The organism is Mesorhizobium sp. BAC0120 (assembly GCF_033542235.1).
Taxonomy (GTDB): Bacteria; Pseudomonadota; Alphaproteobacteria; order Rhizobiales; family Rhizobiaceae; genus JAWRCU01.
The window spans coordinates 651,946-669,362 of sequence record NZ_JAWRCU010000001.1; the positions used below are offsets into that span (position 1 = coordinate 651,946).

Here is a 17,417-nt window from a genome sequence, read left to right on the forward strand (position 1 = left end):
GGCGAGTGTCACCTGCGCGATGTCTAAATCCGGAACAAATCGGACACGCGGCTGGCCTTTCCTGCCCGAATCACTACATTCGGGGCGATGTCCGGCAATCCCGACGACATACCTTTCTTTGATGAACCGCCCGAGCCTGCCCCTGCCCGCTCGGGAGGCATTGCCGCGCGCGCCATGGCCGCCCGCGCCGCTGCCGCGCCGAGCTATCTCGAAGGGCTGAACCCGGAGCAGCGGCTAGCCGTCGAGACGACCGAGGGGCCGGTTCTGGTGCTTGCCGGCGCGGGCACGGGCAAGACGCGTGTGCTCACCACCCGCATCGCCCATATCCTGGCGACCGGCCGGGCCTTCCCATCCCAGATCCTTGCGGTGACCTTCACCAACAAAGCCGCGCGCGAGATGAAGCAGCGCATCGGCCTGTTGATAGGCGAGAACAATGTCGAGGGCATGCCCTGGCTCGGCACCTTCCACTCGATCGGCGTCAAGCTGCTTCGCCGCCACGCTGAGCTCGCCAATCTCAAGCGCGATTTCACGATCCTCGACACCGACGATCAGGTGCGGCTCCTGCGCCAGCTGATCCAGGCCGAGGGTCTCGACGACAAGCGCTGGCCGCCGCGCACCCTGGCGATGATGATCGACAATTGGAAAAACAAGGGGCTCGGGCCGAAGGACATTCCCGAGGGAGACGCCCGTTCATTCGGCAATGGCAAGGGCCGCGAGCTCTACCGCGCCTACCAGGACCGGCTCTCGACCCTGAACGCCTGCGATTTCGGCGACCTCCTGCTCCACCCTATTCGCATCTTCCGCGAGCACCACGACGTGCTCGCCGAATACCACCGCAAGTTCAAATACATCCTGGTCGACGAGTACCAGGATACCAACACCGCGCAGTACATGTGGCTGAGGCTGATTGCGCAGCGGCCGCAGGGACAGTCATCTTCTCCCCGTCCAAGGGAAGAAGGTGAGGGGCAATCGGCCGAAGGCCGCAAGCCCGACCGGGCGCCCGAGCCGTTGCGAGGCCCCCGCGGAGCGCCCGCGCCGGCCCGCGCGGAACAGCGCGTGAGCGAGAAAAAACCCACACAACAGATTAATATTTGTTGTGTCGGCGACGACGACCAGTCCATCTACGGCTGGCGCGGCGCCGAAGTGGACAACATCCTGCGCTTCGAGAAGGATTTCCCCGGCGCCACGGTGATCCGCCTGGAGCGCAATTATCGCTCCACCAAACACATTCTCGGCACCGCCTCCCATCTGATCGCCCACAATGAGGGCCGGCTCGGCAAGACCCTCTTCACAGACCGCGTCGACCCCGAGGACCCGAAGGTCTTCGTCCATGCCGCATGGGATTCGGAGGAAGAAGCGCGCGCCGTCGGCGACGAGATAGAGCGGCTGCAGCGCCAGGGCCACAATCTCAACGACATGGCGATCCTGGTGCGCGCCTCCTTCCAGATGCGCGAGTTCGAAGATCGCTTCGTCACGCTGGGCCTCAATTACCGCGTCATCGGCGGCCCGCGTTTCTACGAGCGAATGGAGATACGCGACGCGCTCGCCTATCTGCGCGTTGTCGCGCAGGGCGCCGACGACCTCGCCTTCGAGCGCATCATCAACGTGCCGAAGCGCGGCTTGGGCGAATCCACCGTTGCCCAGGTCCACGCCACCGCTCGCGCGCTGGGCGTCCCGATGCTGGAAGCTGCGGGAAACCTCGCCGAGAGCGACGAGCTGAAGCCGAAACCACGCGCCGCGCTCCGCGAGGTCGCCGCCAACTTCGCCCGCTGGCAGGGCCTGCTCGAATCGAAGCCACACACCGAGCTCGCCGAGATCATCCTCGAGGAGAGTGGCTACACCGAGATGTGGAAGAACGACCGCTCCGCCGAGGCGCCGGGCCGGCTCGAGAACCTCAAGGAGCTGATCCGCTCCATGGAGGAATATGAGTCGCTGCGCGCCTTCCTCGAGCATGTCGCGCTGGTCATGGACGCCGAGCAGAACTCCGACACGGACGCCGTCAACATCATGACTCTCCACTCCGCCAAGGGCCTGGAATTCGAGACCGTCTTCCTGCCCGGCTGGGAGGAAGGCCTCTTCCCGCATCAGCGGGCGCTCGACGAGGGTGGCCGCTCCGGGCTCGAGGAGGAGCGGCGGCTGGCCTATGTCGGCCTCACTCGAGCCAAGCGCAACCTGCACATATGGTTCGTCTCGAACCGCCGCATCCACGGGCTCTGGCAGTCGACCATCCCGTCCCGTTTCCTCGACGAATTGCCGGAAACCCATGTCGAGGTCGACGACACCAACTCATCCTATGGCGGCTACGGCACGGGCGGCTTCGGACGACAGAATCCCTACGGCGCCTCTCGCTTCGACAATCTCGGTTCGCCGAGCGGCGCCTATGCCGGGCGCGGCGACCAAGGGTCAGCTGGCGGCCGGTCCTTCTCCAACTCCTACGCCACGCCCGGCTGGGCACGCGCCCAGGCGAACCGCACCGAAGCGACCGACCGCAACTGGGGCACGCGGTCCGGCCATGCCGTCGAGCGCATCGGCTATGGCGAGCCGGATTCCGGCTATGGCGCCGGCCGCGGCTCGGTAAAGGGCCGTACCATCGAGGGCGAGTTGGTCGCCAAGTCCGTCGCCGACTCCCCCTCCCCCTTCAAGGTCGGCGACCGCGTGTTCCACCAGAAATTCGGCAACGGCAACATCGCGGCGATCGAAGGCAACAAGCTCACCATCGACTTCGACAAAGCGGGGCAGAAGAAGGTGCTGGACGGGTTTGTCCGGGCGGCGTGAAAGACTGAACTGGGAACTCTTGGATATCAGCCCTCTACATATTTGTGCAGGATGGAGTTGATCAGCGTCTGATAGGGCATCCCCTCCTCCGCCGCGCGTGCCTTGAGCCGAGCGAGGTCGCGTTCGGGAATGGAGATCGAGATGCGCTGACGCTTGCCGTCGAGAGCACCTCGGGCTACCTCGCGCCAGAAGTCGCGCCGCGCCTCGATGTTGCCGACCGAGACCCACTCGCCGCGCTCGGTGCTCTCGGTCAGATCACGCTCTTCGGGGTCGATGGCCAGTGCCTGTCTTTTGCCCATTTTAGCCTCCGAGATAGTCCCGCGTCGCCTTGCGACTCGGGAACATTGTCTTGAAGAAAATCGTCTCTCCGTCAGTCACGAACGGTACGATCCAGGCATAGCCCTCGATCGCCACGACGAGTTGACGCTGATGCCGATACTTGTCTGTGTTTGGATGCCCGCGCTCGTCGAGCAATGCACCTTCCGATAGAGCAACCAGCACGCGCTCAAAGCCAAAGCCGTGTCGCCTCTTCAATTCGGCATTCTTTTCGGGGCTCCACTCAATCGTCTGGTCCGTCATGCAATATGTATTCCATACATATCAAGATGCAATGCCCTCCCCCTGCGGAGGGAGATCGAGGTTCAATTCCTCACGCCGTAAACCAATACCGTGTCAGGTGGAAAAACAGCGGCGCCGCGAAGGTGAGCGAATCCACACGGTCGAGCACGCCGCCATGGCCCTCGATGATGTAGCCCCAGTCCTTGGTGTTGAGGTCGCGCTTGATGGCCGACAGCACAAAGCCGCCGAAAAAGCCTGCAATTACGATCACGGAGCTCATGCCGGCAGCCTGCAGCGGCGTGAAGGGCGTCATCTTGTGGAGCAGCGTGCCGACCAGGATCGCCGAGAGCCCGCCGCCGATCAGCCCTTCCACCGTCTTCGACGGGCTGATCGAGGGCGAAAGCCGCGTCTTGCCGATGAGCTTGCCCCAGACATACTGGAGCACATCCGAGAGCTGCACGACGACGATCAGATAAACGATCAGCAGCGCGCTCGGCACGCCTGTATCGAGCAGCAGGAGCGCGGGCGCGTGGCTGATCGCATAGACGGCCAGCATCAGCCCCCATTGTACTTTGGCGCTGCGCGCCAGGAATTCGCCGGTGTCGCCGGCGAGCGTCGCGATCGCCGGCAGCAGCAGGAACGCGTAGACGGGTATGAAGATGATGAAGAGGCCGTACCAGTCGTCGGCGAGCAGCAGGTAGTTGAGCGGGAGCACAACGAAGAAGGACAGGAACAGCGCCAGATGATCGCCGCGCCGCGAAGGCGTCAGTGTCCAGAATTCGCGCAGCGCGATGAATGAGATGAGCGCGAACAGCAGGATCGTGGCCGCCTCGCCGAGCGCGATCGCGCCGCCGACGAGAAAGACCATGACCCACCAGGAGCGGATGCGGGCGTTGAGGTTCTCGACCGTCTTCACGGTTTCGGCCTTGGTTGCCCGCCATTGCAGGACCAGACCGATCAGCGAGGCTGTCGCAAGCAGTCCGACAAGGCCGTAGAGCACGGTTTCGAGCGTTGCGTTCATCGCGCCTTCCCCAGCGCCTTCACGGCTGCGCGGGCCCTTTCGAGAAAGGCCTCCTTCTGCTCGCCCGGTTCGACGCGGAGCGGCGTACCGAAGCGCGCCGTGCAGGTGATCGGCACGACGAGCCAGCTTCCCTTGGGCAGGATGCGGCTCAGATTGTCGAGATAGACCGGAACCAATTCCACGTCGGGGAAGGCCAGCGCAAGCCGGTAGATCCCACTCTTGAAAGCCGCAATCTCGTCGCCTTCGGCGCGCGTGCCTTCCGGGAAGATCAGTATCGACCTTCCCTCCTCGAGCACATGCTCGAGCGGTGCGAGAGGCTGGCTGCCGGGCGCGGGCTGGCGGTCGATCAGCACCGCGCGCAGCAGCTTCTCCGCGATGAAGCGGCGCAGACGGCTTACGCCCCAATAATCGCGCGCCGCGACGGGATGGGTGCGCCGCCGCACTTCCCAGGGCAGCGCGGCCATCACTGCGACCGTGTCGAAATGGCTGCTGTGATTGGCGAAATAGATGCGTCGCCTGGTATCCGGCCGGCAGCCTTGCCATTCGCTGCGCGCGCCGACCAGGATGCGCACCAAGACGACGAGGAAGCGCCGAATGAGAGCGGTCATGCACGCTCCAGCTTCCGCGCGATTTTGATCGTGCGGGTTATGCAGGTGACAAGGGATCCGCCGGCGATGAGCACTGCCGCCATCAGCAGCGACCAGTGCGTGGCTGAGAAGAACCACTCCATGGTCTGCGCAACGAGCCCGACGGTCAGCGCCGCCATGCGCCGCTGCTTTGCCATGATGCCGGAAAAATCCTGGACGAGGCCGACTGCGCCGCCGAAGACCCGGACATAGGCCGTGAGCGCTGCAAGCAAAGCCGAGGCCCAGCCGAGCCACGGCTCCCCAGCCGCATAGCCGAGCGGCACGAGCAAGAACGTGTCGGCAATGCGATCCGGAAACTCGTTATAGATCGGCCCGGTTTTGGTCTTGAGGCCGCCCTCGATCGCCACCATCCCGTCGAGCAGGTTTGAGACGAGGCGCAGTTGCACGCATGCCGCCGCGATGAGCCACCCGACCGGGTGGGCGGTCAGCCCGATCAGCAGCCCGCCGATCGCGCCAAATATGATGGAACCCACCGAGATCGCGTTCGGCGTAACGCCGGCGCGCGCCAACCGCGCGCTGAGCGCGACTGCCCATGCAGAAGAGCGCGCCGCAATCGGGCGCCTGGCCATTGTCTCGTCGGGCAAGATCCCAACCCTCCCGATTCCGGATCATATTACGAAATCGGGCGCCGCTGAACTGGGATCGATCACCGACAAGGCCCCTCTTGCGCGAGGGCAGACAGCACTCGCAATCTGTCGCGAGGAAGCCCGACAAAGCACCCGCCGGGCATTTGTTTGTTATTGCTTCGGCAAGAGTTTGCTCCAGCCGAAAAGTGAACGTCCCCCGCGCCTCACTAGTTCTCGTTCAGCTTGGCCACTTTCGCATCACCCTGCTTGTAGCTCACCTGGATCAGGTCGCTGTTGCTGTCAGTCCTATGCTGATGCTTCGGCTTCACCGTCCTGACCTCCCGCTTGGCGACCGGGGCCGCCGCGCAATTGCCGCTTGTCTTTGTCTCGACGCGCGGAGGCCTGCCGTTGCCGACGGAGAAATATCGCGTGGTGCGCGTGCAGAGACCGTGGCCAGAGAGTGTCGAGACCATCGTGTAGCCCTGAACTCCGGGAGGCAGGCCATCGAGCTCGAATGGTCGGTCCGGATTGCCATAGGTCATGCGGTCGAACACGGCCGACATACGCTCCAGATCTGCAAATGGCGACCAGAAGTCGTCGAAGGCGGGCAGGAAGATCGCGTCGCCGGCAGCAGGCGCGATATCGACCGCAGGCGGCTGGTCGCCCGTATAGCGGATCTTTTCGAGCGAACCGTCCGGCAGACGAACGGTCAGAACGTGCGTCTTGGCGGGCTCGGCTGCCGCCGTGCCGGCGATTGCAGCTATCGCGACGCCGGCGAGGATCAAGGTGCGGAACTTTTGCACAGTGGTCTCCTGAAGGCTTGATAACTTCATCGACCGTCACACCGCTAAGTCTGCGCTGCGACGGGTGACCAAGTCACGCCGGCAATGCTCCATGCTGGTTTGGCCGGTTTGTGGCAGCGGGTCAGCCAGTTCGCTCAACACGCCGATCACAACTGCGTCAGAAGAAACACTGGCCGAATATGTGTGCAGACATGTCCGGCCCCTGGGCCCTTTCGCTGCAGAAAAGCAGTGAACATCGGAGCTTCGCATAATCGGAAAGAGTGAACTGCCTTTAGCATCGCCCCGGGCGGCGTGACGGATACGCCTTTACATCAATCCGTCACGCCGCCTGCCAGGATGAAGGTTGCCTCGTGTGACGCAGGCAACCTTCTTAGGCCTCGCCCATCCTCGTGCGGCGGTCAACGCACGTTTGTCGGGTCGATGGCCTGGAATCTCTGACGGGTGCCTTCAAGCATGCCCATGCGGCGTGCATAGGCTGGCCCCGGGCCGCGCATGTAATAGAGCTCAGGCCGGTAGCGCGGCGCGACCAAGTCGCGGAAAGCCGATTTCAGCTGGGTGATATGGGGCCAGAGTTCCATGAAATTATCCCTTCCAATCAAGGGCCGGAACCTCACCGGCCTCAACGTTATGATGGAAGGATAGGAAGGTTGTTCTTCTACGGATGTGAGAATTCGCACAGCTGCGAAAAACTTTGAACAAGACCTGTTTTTTGGCTGGCCGGAGGTACGGCTATCGTTGCGCCGCGAGGTCGGGGGTGGCTTGTGCCTTCGTCACTACGAGCTTGCCGCCGAACCGCGTGAATTCAACGGTCTCACTAGGCTCGCCCAATTTGCCGGGGACTGAAATTGCAATCTTCTGGCCCTCGGCGAGGGTGGCTACCAAGCGCAGGGGCAAGCCTCCTTCGCTGGCAGCGATGGTGGCGACCACCCGATAGCCGTCATTCTCATCGGTATAGTAGACGACGCCGTGAATGCTGCTGAGCTCGACGCTTCCGCCTTGCAAGGCAACGAGTTCATCGGCTGGGGCGGAGCTTGCCGCCACACAAAGCGCCACAATGGCAGTGTATCTGTACATGATGTTGCCCACCCGAGAGAGGTCGAGGTTGGAGCACTGCGGGGAGGATATCATCGCCGCCGCCATCGTCTGTGGGGATTCGCACAGTTTTCCGAAAGTCTGCTCAGCCCTATCGCCCTTTTTCGCTCGCCGACGGTGCTGGACAGCCGCGAATTTCCTTTGGAAATTGAGCTGGCCTAACTAAAGTCGGGCCAGAGGAGGGATGCCGTCGTGGCCGTTTCGCGGGCCTTTCTGTCAAGACTGGGCGAGGCCGACCTCGCAGCGCTGGCCGAGCGCTGGTCGGCGCGCACCTATCGCCAGAACGAGCTGATCATTGCGCATGGCGATACCGGCAGGGACGTCTTCTTCCTGATCGAGGGCCGCGCGCGCGTCACCTTGTTTTCGGAGGACGGCCGGGAGATCGCCTACCGTGACGTCGAGCCCGGCGACATCTTCGGCGAGCTGGCAGGCATCGACGGCAAGGCTCGTTCAGCAAGCATCGTCGCGCTGGAACAGAGCCGTGCAGCCCGGTTGCCGGCCGCGGCGTTCCGCGACATCGTGAGAACCCGTCCCGATTTCGCCTGGACGCTGCTGGAGCACCTTTCGGCCCAGCTCAGGCGCATGACCGAACGCGTTTTCGAGTTCAGCACGCTTGTCGTGCGCCAGCGCCTCATTCACGAGCTGCTTCGTCGGGCAGAAGAACACGAGCAGGGCGGCGAGGAAGTCGAGATATGCCCAGCGCCGACGCATTTCGAGCTGGCGGCGACTATCAGCACGCATCGCGAAGCGGTCTCGCGCGAGATGAGCACGCTTGCCAAGAGAGGGCTGGTCGCGAAACGCGGCAACCGGCTGGTCCTGCGCGATCTGGCCGCGCTCGAAATACTGGCGGGTCAGGAGGACTAGCCCTGATTGCTGCATGATCTCAGCCGAGGAATTCGGTCCTGGACCATGCTCGCGCCGGCTGCGACGCTTCGGGCGTCGAGCGCGAGAGCAGATCGCTCGTCTCGCAACAAATAGCACGCGCCGATGTTGAACCTGCTCAGCACGGGCCGGCGGCCACGACAGTCGTGCATGCCTGCTCGCTGACCGGCGGTTGTGCGTGTCGCGCACGGTTCCGTCTTCCAGGAACACCCTTCCTTTCCGTGAGTTAGGCCCTTGGGCGGCAAGCATTTCAAGGAAGGAAACCAGAATGGCAAACGGGCATGACAACCGCTCGCCATATTGCTGGCGATATCCGCCGTGCGGGCGCGCGTCTCTCACGTCCCTTCCCTCGGATGGCTGTTGACGCACTCCCCCCTCGAGGAGGGAGACATTCCGGAGCGGAGCGGGAAGCCCGCCCGCGCTTTGAAGGAAGACCTGTTTTGAGCCTGTATCTTCTCGATACCAACGTCATTTCAGCAATCGCGCCAACGAAACGGCGCACGGCTTCTGACGAGAAGCTGGCTGCATGGATCGAGGCCAATACAGACAGCCTCCGGCTCTCCGTCGTTTCGCATGCTGAAGTTGCGGCAGGTATTCACAAGGCCCGCCGGACAGGTGCGGCCGACAAGGCCGAGCTCCTTGCCGAATGGTGGTCCGCCATCCGGCACTATTGGCGGGAGCGGTTCCTGCCCAGCGACCTCCAAGTTGCCGAGCAAGCCGGACGGCTGCTCGATGTCGCCCGCGCCACTGGCAGCGATCCGGGTTTTGAAGAGCTGGCAATCGCCGCGACGGCAGCCGCTCACGGGTTGACTGTGCTGACGCGCAACACGCGCCACTTCCAGCCGCTCGGGATCGACTTCCTGAATCCGTTCGAGGCCCTGCCCCCGGAGACCTCTCCTGTCCCGTAGCGGCCCCGCCGCGGCTTCACGCACTGCCCTTCCGAGGAGGCAACCGACTGCACAGCCCACGCGGCTTTACTGCATTTCCTTCGCCTTCACCGCCGCCCTCTCGGCGAGCTCGGCATAGAGGCACTCCAGTCGCTCTGCGGAGGCGACGACATCAGGCTCGTAGCCTGCCTCATCCAGCACGCGAACCAGCTTCTCTACAAAACCCGCCTGCTTCTCCAGCGCAGCAAACAGCGCCATTACCTGCTCGCGGTCGATCGCCGGCTCGGCGAGCATCTGCTCCACCGCGCGTCGCGTTTGCTCGCCCTCCAGGCGCTGTCCTTTCAGGATATCCAGCCAGTCTGTCATGAAACCTCCGGCCCGAGCATGCGAATCCGACCTTGGCCCGTCAAGGCGGAGGCAGACGGCAGGGCGCGAAAACGAAATCGTCCACTCCAAGCTCGAATTGCCTTAGACTGGGTCGATCAGTCAGATGGAGACCGAAAGATGCCCGCACCAGCCGGAACCGAAACCATCGCCGCAGCGCTCGCTGAGCGCGGCACCGCCGTCATCACCGGAGCGGCCAGCGGCATCGGCTTTGCCACTGCGAAGAAACTCGCGGCGCGCGGGCTGAAGGTCGTCATCGCAGACCGGGAAAGCGCAGCCCTCTACCAGGCGATCCGCGACGTGGCCGCTCTCGCTGAGGGCGGCGAGGAGGAGGTGCTCGGCTTCGCCTGCGACGTGTCGCGGCCGGATGACGTCGTCAAGCTCGCTGAAGCGACGTTCGACAAGTTCGGCGAGGTCTCCTTCCTGATGAACAATGCCGGGGTCGGCAACAATCCCGGCAAGCCATGGGAAAACCTTGCGGACTGGCGCGCGCTGATCGATGTCAATTTCTGGGGCGCGGTGAACGGCGTCAACGCATTCGTGCCGAGGATGATCGGCGCCGCCAAGCCGGCTGTCGTCGTCAATACCGGCTCCAAGCAAGGCATCACGACGCCACCCGGCAATCTCGCTTACAACGTCTCCAAATCCGCGCTGAAGACCTACACGGAAGGCCTCGCGCACGAGTTCCGCAACATCGAAGGCACGCAGCTCACCGCACACCTGCTCATTCCGGGCTTCACCTATACCGGCCTCACAGTCGGCGCGGCCTCCAAGCCGGCCGGCGCCTGGACGCCGGAGCAGGTCGCCGATTTCTTGTTCGAGAGCCTCGCTCGCGGCGACTTCTATATCCTCTGCCCCGACAACGAGACCGAGCGCGCGATGGACGAGCGGCGCATGGCCTGGGCGGTCGGCGACATCATCGAGAACCGCCCGGCATTGTCGCGCTGGCATCCCGACTACAAGGACAAGTTCGCCGAGTTCGTGAAGCGCTGAAACGAGATCATCCGCCCCATCGGTCGAGGAACTCTTCGATCGGCAGGTTCTGCATATCCGGGATCGCCTCGAATAGCCTGTCCTCCGGCCAGTCCCACCAGGCGAGTGCCTCGATCCGCTGCGCGACCTTCGCGTCGAACCTCGGGCGCACCGCCTTGGCGGGGCTCCCCGCGACGATCGAGAACGCAGGCACGTCCCGGGTGACAACCGAATTGGCGCCGACGGCTGCGCCATTGCCGATCGTGATGCCCGGCATAATGACAGCCCCATGGCCGATCCAGACGTCATGGCCGATCGTCACGCGCTTGCCCTGCCTGCGCTTGCGGAAGGTTTCATCGACACCGAGATACCGGAAATATTCGTTCGGCCGGTAACTGACCTTGTGTTGTGTCACACGTTCGAGCGGGTGCTCGAGGGCGTTGATGCGGGTGTTCGCGGCGATCGAGCAGAACTTGCCGATTGTCGTGTAGATCGCTTCGGCGTGGCGCTCGAAATAGGAATAGTCCCCAACCACGGCCTCGCGCAGGATGACCCGCTCGCCGACGGCCGCATAGCGGCCGAGCTTGCAGGATTTCAGCTCAGCGGTCGGATGGATGCGCGGCTGAGGGTCGGTGAAGCGCAGATCTGCGGGCTCGTTCATGTGCCCGGATTACAGGGCAATCGCCTATGAAGTCGACCCCCACTCCGGTTCGCTTCGCGAACCACCTCTCCCCCGGTCGACGGGGGAGAGGAAGCGCCGGCCGCAGAATCCAGGCGCCCTTCCTCTCCCCTTTTGAGGCTTTTGAGGGGGAGAGGTGCCGAGCGAAGCGAGGCGGAGCGGGGGTCTGCCGTGCCATATGCGATCGCCCTGGTCCGCATTACTCTAGCACCTTCATTTAGGCTTGCCGTTCTTCCAAGTGACGTTCTGACCGTAAAGCGGTACCGTCGAGAGCGACATCTTGGCCGAGCCGTTCTGCACCTGGCGGGAGTGAGACAAGTAGATCAGCGTATCGTTGGCCTTGTCATAGATGCGGTTCACCACCTGCTTCTTCCAGATGAGACTGATACCTTGCTTGAATACCTCCTCGCCTTCCGCGCTGAGGTCGATGTCGCCGATCGTGATCGGGCCGGTCTGGCGGCAGGCGATCGAGGAATCGGACGGATCCTCGAACCAGTTGCCCTTCGACAGCCGATCGATCACGCCGCGATCGAAATAGGAGACGTGACAGGTCACGCCTTCTACTGCCGGATCCTTGATGGCCTCGACGATGATGTCGTTGCCGAGCCAGTCCACTCCGACTTTGCCGACTTGTTCGGCAAAGGCCGGACCGCCAAAGCCGAGCGTGGCCCCAAGAACGAGAACCGAGATCGGGCGCAGCAAATTTTCCTCCTGCAGCGGATGAGATGCAGGCGCTCAATTGGGTCGGCAGACCGCCGTTTACAAGCGACAACGTGGATGTCTCGCAGCGTCAAGATGCCCCTTTGTCGGCGATTTGCCAGGCGGTAGAATGACCGCCATGAACCTGAATGGATCGATGAGGCTCCCGGCATCGAATGTTGCCGGTCGCCTCTGACATTCGATGAGCTCTACGGAATTCTGCCCCATGATGCGCTACATTCTTGCCGGCATCCTCGTCGTCATGGCGGCTGCGATCGGCTTCGTAACTTTACAATGGTATCAGGTGCGCTACGGCGGGCAGGCCTATGGCGCGCCCTTCACCCTGGTCGATCAGACCGGCGCACCGATCACCGAAGCCGCGTTCCGTGGCCACCCCACCGCGCTCTTCTTCGGCTTCACCAACTGCCCGGAAGTCTGCCCGACGACGCTCTACGAACTCGACGGCTGGCTGAAACAGATCGGTGACCAGGGTAAGGACATCCACGCCTATTTCATCACGATCGATCCCGAGCGCGACACGGTAGGCGTGCTGAAGAACTACGTCAGCAACGTCTCCGAGCGCATTGTCGGCATCACCGGCGATGCCGACAAGGTGGGCGAAATGGCGAAGAACTTTGGCATCTATTTCAAGAAGGTGGAAACGGAAGGCGGCGGCTACACGATGGATCACACCGCATCAGTCCTGCTGCTCAACCGCAAGGGCGAATTCGCCGGCACCATCGCTTATGGCGAGAGCCCGGAAGCGGCCGTCGCCAAGCTGAAGCGCCTCGCCGCCGAAGGCTGATCAAGCTCATCACTAGTGTCCCGGTTCTGAAATTCGTCAGAGTTGGATATAGGGCTCAGAGCGAATTTCAGAACCGAAGGGACACTAGCAACTCATTGATTTCTAGTGTCGTTTTGATTTCGAAGTTCGCTCCGAGCCTGATCTCAAGAATGGGGCGAACTTCGAAATCACGACACTAGGGGGAGCGATGGCGAATGCCGACCGGAAAATCCTGATCGTCGGCGCCGGCCCGGTCGGCCTTGCCGCCGCCGTCGAATTCGCGCGTCGCGGCTTCCGGCCGCGCATCGTCGAGACGAAGGACGGTCCTGTTCCGCTGAACGAGAGCCGGGCGCTCGCAGTCAATCTGCGCACGTTGAAGCTGCTGGAGCCCGCGGGCCTCAGCGACAAGATCGTGGGGGAAGCGCAGCAGATAGCAGAGATGCGCCTTTTCGATCGGGACCGTCCGCTCGCGAGAATAAGCACCACTGAGATCGCCAGCGGAAAATACCGCGGCATGCATGTTCTGCGCCAGGGCGACACGCAGCGTCTCCTGCTCGAGCGCCTCGCCGAGTTCGGTATCGTCCCGGATTGGCGGACCGGCCTGGAAAGAATCGCTTTGTCCGACACACAGCCGACAGCCACGCTGCTCAGGGCGGATGGCGCTCGCGAGGAAGCCGCGTTCGACATCGTCGTCGGCGCTGACGGCGCGCACTCGACTGTACGCAGGGCGGCCGGCTTCTCCTTCGCCGGCCAAGCGCTCGCCGACACCTTCTACCTCGCCGACTACCGCTACACGGAAGATCTCGACACCTCCTACGTCGAGGCGCATCTCTTCAATCCCGGCGCCATCGCGCGCTTTCCGGTGGATCGGCGCACGGTGCGCTTCGTGTCGACCCTTGCCGATTTTCGCGACGGGATCAGGCACGTCGGCGTAGTCGAGAACGTGACATGGCAGGCCGAGTTCAAGGTATCGTTCCGCCACGTCGAACGCATGTCCAGGGGCAGTGTTTTCCTCATCGGCGATGCCGCGCATATCCATTCGCCGATCGGTGGGCGAGGCATGAATCTCGGCATTGAGGATGCCTGCTGGCTCGCCTGGCTCGTCTCCGAGGGCCGCGAGGGAGAGTTCTCCGACCTCAGGCTGCCGCCTGTGCGGCTGGTGGTCGGCGAAACGCACGGCTTGACACGCATGGTGCTCTTGAGGAACCCCATAGCGCTGCTCCTGCGCAACATGGCCGTGCCACTGCTCACTCATGTTCCGTGGTTCACCCGGCGCACGGCCGCAAGCATGCTCGGGCTCGACACGCCGCCTCCGCCGTGGCTTGAGTGAGCGGCGCAACAGCGAACAACAGAGCATCACGATTGAACCAGACACGCATTCATTTGACCGCGGCGCGCCAAACCGCCGAGATGATCTATGCCGAACTCGAGCGGGCCTTCGAGGACGATGGCTTTCCAGTAGCGATACTCGAGCTGGACGAAGCGCGCGATCTGCACGAGGTGTCGCTCTATGTGCCAGCCGAGGGGCTCGGCGATGCCGAAGCAACGATGCGCGAAATCGCATCGCGCTTTGAACCGAAGCTCTCGGTCGAAGCGGAGGAAGTGCCCGATATCGACTGGGTGGCGCATTCCCTGGAAGGGTTGAAGCCGGTCCGCGCGGGCCGCTTCTTCGTGCACGGCTCGCATGATCGGAGCCTGCGACCATCGAGCGGAATTGCCATCGAGATCGAAGCTGGCCTTGCCTTCGGCACCGGCCATCACGGCACGACGGCGGGCTGCCTCGAAGTGATCGAACGCGTAGTGCGGCGGGAAAAGCCGCGTAGCGCGCTCGATCTGGGAACAGGGAGCGGTGTGCTGGCGATCGCCATCGCGAAACTGGCGCAGATACCGGTGCTCGCTACTGATATCGACCCGATCGCGACGCGCGTCGCAGGAGAGAATGTCAGGCTGAACAACGCGTCCCGCCTCGTTCATACCGTTACGGCGACCGGCTTTCACAACCCGGCTTTCTCGGCCGCGGGACCGTTCGACCTGATCGTCGCCAACATTCTCGCGCGGCCGCTGATGAAGCTCGCGCCCGACATGGCGAGAAATCTTTCGGTGGGCGGGTCGCTGGTGCTCTCAGGCATTCTCGACAGCCAACGCGACGCCGTGCTCGCCGCCTATGTCGGCCAACGGTTCCGTCATGTGAGCACGCTGCACCGGGAAGGCTGGTCGACGCTGCATCTGAAGCGGTGACGATCGAAACCTCCGCATGGTCCCCATTTGGGGGCCAATTGCCCCAGAAGTGGCACCATTGCCAGCCGGCTTCCCCGCCTTTACGGTCCGGCCTCCCCGCAAGCAGGCATGAGGCGCTGTCATGTTCCAATCCTTCGATTCCCACGGCGACCCGACAGCCGGACGCGCGCGAGTCACCCTTTTGCGCGAGTGGCTCGATGCGAACGAGTTGGACGGCTTTCTCGTGCCTCGGTCCGACGAGCATCAAGGCGAGTATGTCGCGCCCGGCTCCGAACGCCTGCGTTGGCTGACGGGCTTTGCCGGCTCAGCCGGCGTTGCCCTGATTCTGCGGGAACGCGCGCACATATTCGTGGACGGGCGTTACACGCTGCAGGTACGGGACCAGGTCGACCTCTCGGTCTTCACGCCCGAAAGCCTGATTGAGACTCCACTTCCGGCCTGGATAGTCAAGAATATCGGCAAGGGCGCGCGCATCGGCTTCGACCCCTGGCTGCACACGATTGCCGATGCCAAGGCCCTGCGCAAGGCGACCGAGAGGGTCGGCGCCACGCTGGTCGCCGTTGAGAAGAACCCCATCGATGAATTGTGGTCCGACCGCCCTGCCCAGCCGCTCGGCAAGGTCGAGATCCAGCCCATCGCCTATGCCGGCGAGCTTGCCAGGGACAAGCTCGCGCGGCTCGCGGCCGGTCTCACGGACGAGGGTGTCATCCATACCGTGCTGACCGACCCGGCATCGATTGCCTGGGCCTTCAACATCCGCGGCAGCGACGTGCCGCATACGCCGCTCCCGCTGTCCTTCGCGATCCTCTCGGCGCAGGGGTCGCACTACCTCTTCATCGACGGACGAAAGCTCGGCATCGAGCAGAAGGCCTATCTGACCCAGCTCGCCGACCTTCGCCCACCCTCGGCGCTCGATGCCGAGCTTGCGCGCCTCGCCGCCCGAGGCGGAAAGATCGGGCTCGACCCGGCGCTCGCAGCCGAACACCTTCGCACGCATGTCGAGGCAAGCGGCGGCGAGGTGGTGATGCTTGCCGACCCGACCCGATTGCCGCGCGCGACCAAGAACCAAGCAGAGATCGCCGGCACGAGGGCTGCCCACCGCCGCGATGGCGCGGCGGTTACGAAGATGCTTGCCTGGCTCGACCGGCAGCAGCCGGGAACCGTCGATGAAATAAGGGCAGTCACCGCGCTCGAAGAGTTCCGTCGGTCGACCGGTGAGGAAACCCAGATGCCGCTCCGCGACATCTCCTTCGACACGATTTCCGGAGCCGGGCCGAACGGCGCGATCATCCACTACCGCGTCTCGACCGCGACGAACCGCAAACTGCAGGCCGGCGAACTGTTCCTGCTCGATTCCGGCGCGCAGTTTCAGGACGGCACGACCGACATCACCCGCACCGTCGCTGTCGGCGAGCCGACGGAGGAGATGCGCGAGCGCTACACGATTGTGCTCAAGGGCATGATCGCGATCACGCTGCTGCGCTTCCCGCCCGGCACGCGCGGCTCAGACATCGACGCGATCGCCCGCGTGGCGCACTGGAAGGCCGGGCTCGACTATGCGCACGGCACCGGCCATGGCGTCGGCTCCTTCCTTTCCGTCCATGAGGGCCCGCAACGCATCGCCAAGTCCGGCACTGAGAGGCTCGCCGCCGGCATGATCATCTCCAACGAGCCGGGCTATTACCGTACGGGTGCCTACGGAATCCGCATCGAGAACCTGATCCTCGTCACGCCGCCGGAAGCCCTTCCCGGCGGCGATATCGCCATGCACGGCTTCGAGACGCTGACGCTGGTTCCCTTTGACAGGCGGCTCATCAAGACCGAGCTTCTTTCCCGCGAAGAACTGGTCTGGCTCGACGCCTACAATGCGAGGGTGCTTTCGGAGATCGGCCCAATGGTCGACGGCGAGACGCTGAAATGGCTGGAAGCAGCCACCGCGCCGTTCAGCCACGGCGTCTAGACCAAGAACTGCCTTAGCACGATCGGTGTCGCGGCGCGCCGGCGGGGAAACCTCCCTACCATGCCGCGCAGCCCCACCGGACCGGGAGCGACGGGCCCGGTCCACTCGATCCAGTTGCCTTGCATGGCGGCGGGGCCGGCCAGCGCCGTGAGTACGGCGGCCGGCATGGTGTTGAACGCGCCCTCGGCGCGCGGATGGACATGCGCGAAGCGCGACAGCACAGCGTAGCCGGTGATGGGAGAGCTAGATCCTCTGGCAGATCGCCCGTCGTCGCCAGGCGCCACACCGCGATCATCCACACGTAAAGCCCGCGGTTGCACCGAGACGGTCTCGGCGATGCCGGAGCCATGATCCCCCCGCATACGGTCCCCAGAATTCGCCTGTGAGAATCCGGGTCACCTATCGACAGAACAGACACGCATGTGTTAATCGCCCCTCACATTGGTCCGATTGTTGGACCAAGGGAGGAA

The 17,417-nt window shown here is 63.6% G+C and carries 20 protein-coding genes; 8 read left to right on the forward strand and 12 right to left on the reverse strand.

Annotation, left to right across the window (positions count from 1 at the left end):
* The first annotated feature begins 87 nt into the window (after nucleotides 1-87).
* Nucleotides 88-2,775, forward strand: a complete 2,688-nt coding sequence (locus SAZ10_RS03080) for an ATP-dependent helicase (protein ID WP_318607680.1) — start codon at nucleotides 88-90, stop codon at nucleotides 2,773-2,775.
* Nucleotides 2,776-2,801: 26 nt separating this feature from the next.
* Here SAZ10_RS03080 and SAZ10_RS03085 read toward each other — a convergent pair whose 3' ends face one another.
* From SAZ10_RS03085 to SAZ10_RS03120, 8 genes are all read right to left on the reverse strand, one after another.
* Nucleotides 2,802-3,074: a CopG family antitoxin gene (locus SAZ10_RS03085; protein WP_318607681.1), complete on the reverse strand. Its 273-nt coding sequence runs from the start codon at nucleotides 3,072-3,074 to the stop codon at nucleotides 2,802-2,804.
* A 1-nt stretch (nucleotide 3,075) separates the two neighbouring features.
* Nucleotides 3,076-3,354 (reverse strand): toxin, encoded by a 279-nt coding sequence (locus SAZ10_RS03090; RefSeq protein WP_318607682.1) that lies wholly within the window; start codon nucleotides 3,352-3,354, stop codon nucleotides 3,076-3,078.
* A gap of 70 nt (nucleotides 3,355-3,424) precedes the next feature.
* Nucleotides 3,425-4,354 (reverse strand): phosphatidate cytidylyltransferase, encoded by a 930-nt coding sequence (locus SAZ10_RS03095; RefSeq protein ID WP_318607683.1) that lies wholly within the window; start codon nucleotides 4,352-4,354, stop codon nucleotides 3,425-3,427.
* The gene (locus tag SAZ10_RS03100) at nucleotides 4,351-4,962 is read right to left on the reverse strand and encodes a lysophospholipid acyltransferase family protein (protein WP_318607684.1); all 612 of its coding nucleotides are present in this window, start codon (nucleotides 4,960-4,962) and stop codon (nucleotides 4,351-4,353) included. The genes SAZ10_RS03095 and SAZ10_RS03100 overlap by 4 nt, the downstream gene beginning before the upstream one ends.
* A complete protein-coding gene (locus SAZ10_RS03105; protein WP_412535154.1) occupies nucleotides 4,959-5,570 on the reverse strand; it encodes a CDP-alcohol phosphatidyltransferase family protein in 612 nt (203 codons plus the stop codon). Before SAZ10_RS03105 ends, SAZ10_RS03100 begins: the two co-directional genes overlap by 4 nt.
* 224 nt (nucleotides 5,571-5,794) lie before the next feature.
* Entirely contained in the window at nucleotides 5,795-6,370 is a 576-nt protein-coding gene (locus SAZ10_RS03110; protein ID WP_318607685.1) for a hypothetical protein, read from the reverse strand.
* Between the two features lie 398 nt (nucleotides 6,371-6,768).
* On the reverse strand, nucleotides 6,769-6,948 hold the full coding sequence (locus tag SAZ10_RS03115) for a hypothetical protein (protein WP_318607686.1): 180 nt from the start codon (nucleotides 6,946-6,948) through the stop codon (nucleotides 6,769-6,771).
* A 151-nt stretch (nucleotides 6,949-7,099) separates the two neighbouring features.
* Nucleotides 7,100-7,510 carry a hypothetical protein gene (locus SAZ10_RS03120; RefSeq protein WP_318607687.1) on the reverse strand — a complete coding sequence of 137 codons (411 nt, stop codon included), beginning with the start codon at nucleotides 7,508-7,510 and terminating at the stop codon, nucleotides 7,100-7,102.
* Nucleotides 7,511-7,654: 144 nt separating this feature from the next.
* Here SAZ10_RS03120 and SAZ10_RS03125 point away from each other — a divergent pair, with 144 nt between their 5' ends.
* Together SAZ10_RS03125 and SAZ10_RS03130 are read left to right on the forward strand one after the other, a co-directional pair.
* Nucleotides 7,655-8,326, forward strand: a complete 672-nt coding sequence (locus SAZ10_RS03125; RefSeq protein ID WP_318607688.1) for a Crp/Fnr family transcriptional regulator — start codon at nucleotides 7,655-7,657, stop codon at nucleotides 8,324-8,326.
* A gap of 458 nt (nucleotides 8,327-8,784) precedes the next feature.
* A complete protein-coding gene (locus SAZ10_RS03130; protein ID WP_318607689.1) occupies nucleotides 8,785-9,252 on the forward strand; it encodes a PIN domain-containing protein in 468 nt (155 codons plus the stop codon).
* A gap of 66 nt (nucleotides 9,253-9,318) precedes the next feature.
* On the opposite strand, the gene SAZ10_RS03135 is transcribed toward SAZ10_RS03130, so the two are convergent.
* Nucleotides 9,319-9,597 carry a hypothetical protein gene (locus tag SAZ10_RS03135; RefSeq protein ID WP_318607690.1) on the reverse strand — a complete coding sequence of 93 codons (279 nt, stop codon included), beginning with the start codon at nucleotides 9,595-9,597 and terminating at the stop codon, nucleotides 9,319-9,321.
* A 138-nt stretch (nucleotides 9,598-9,735) separates the two neighbouring features.
* Here SAZ10_RS03135 and SAZ10_RS03140 point away from each other — a divergent pair, with 138 nt between their 5' ends.
* A complete protein-coding gene (locus SAZ10_RS03140; RefSeq protein WP_318607691.1) occupies nucleotides 9,736-10,608 on the forward strand; it encodes an SDR family NAD(P)-dependent oxidoreductase in 873 nt (290 codons plus the stop codon).
* Between the two features lie 7 nt (nucleotides 10,609-10,615).
* Here the strand turns inward: SAZ10_RS03140 and SAZ10_RS03145 are convergent, their stop codons facing one another.
* Both SAZ10_RS03145 and SAZ10_RS03150 read right to left on the reverse strand, forming a co-directional pair.
* Complete coding sequence (locus tag SAZ10_RS03145) at nucleotides 10,616-11,248, reverse strand: DapH/DapD/GlmU-related protein (RefSeq protein WP_318607692.1); 633 nt, start codon at nucleotides 11,246-11,248, stop codon at nucleotides 10,616-10,618.
* A 231-nt stretch (nucleotides 11,249-11,479) separates the two neighbouring features.
* Nucleotides 11,480-11,968 carry a CreA family protein gene (locus SAZ10_RS03150; RefSeq protein ID WP_412535146.1) on the reverse strand — a complete coding sequence of 163 codons (489 nt, stop codon included), beginning with the start codon at nucleotides 11,966-11,968 and terminating at the stop codon, nucleotides 11,480-11,482.
* 223 nt (nucleotides 11,969-12,191) lie between these two features.
* Here SAZ10_RS03150 and SAZ10_RS03155 point away from each other — a divergent pair, with 223 nt between their 5' ends.
* The 4 genes from SAZ10_RS03155 (at nucleotide 12,192) to SAZ10_RS03170 (ending at nucleotide 16,947) form a co-directional block, all read left to right on the forward strand.
* Nucleotides 12,192-12,770 (forward strand): SCO family protein, encoded by a 579-nt coding sequence (locus tag SAZ10_RS03155; protein ID WP_318607693.1) that lies wholly within the window; start codon nucleotides 12,192-12,194, stop codon nucleotides 12,768-12,770.
* A gap of 187 nt (nucleotides 12,771-12,957) precedes the next feature.
* Nucleotides 12,958-14,079 (forward strand): NAD(P)/FAD-dependent oxidoreductase, encoded by a 1,122-nt coding sequence (locus SAZ10_RS03160; RefSeq protein WP_318607694.1) that lies wholly within the window; start codon nucleotides 12,958-12,960, stop codon nucleotides 14,077-14,079.
* 32 nt (nucleotides 14,080-14,111) lie between these two features.
* A complete protein-coding gene (locus SAZ10_RS03165; protein WP_318607695.1) occupies nucleotides 14,112-14,987 on the forward strand; it encodes a 50S ribosomal protein L11 methyltransferase in 876 nt (291 codons plus the stop codon).
* Nucleotides 14,988-15,108: 121 nt separating this feature from the next.
* Nucleotides 15,109-16,947, forward strand: a complete 1,839-nt coding sequence (locus tag SAZ10_RS03170; RefSeq protein ID WP_318607696.1) for an aminopeptidase P family protein — start codon at nucleotides 15,109-15,111, stop codon at nucleotides 16,945-16,947.
* Here SAZ10_RS03170 and SAZ10_RS03175 read toward each other — a convergent pair.
* Nucleotides 16,944-17,309, reverse strand: a complete 366-nt coding sequence (locus SAZ10_RS03175; protein ID WP_318607697.1) for a hypothetical protein — start codon at nucleotides 17,307-17,309, stop codon at nucleotides 16,944-16,946. The genes SAZ10_RS03170 and SAZ10_RS03175 overlap by 4 nt on opposite strands.
* Nucleotides 17,310-17,417 lie beyond the last annotated feature (108 nt).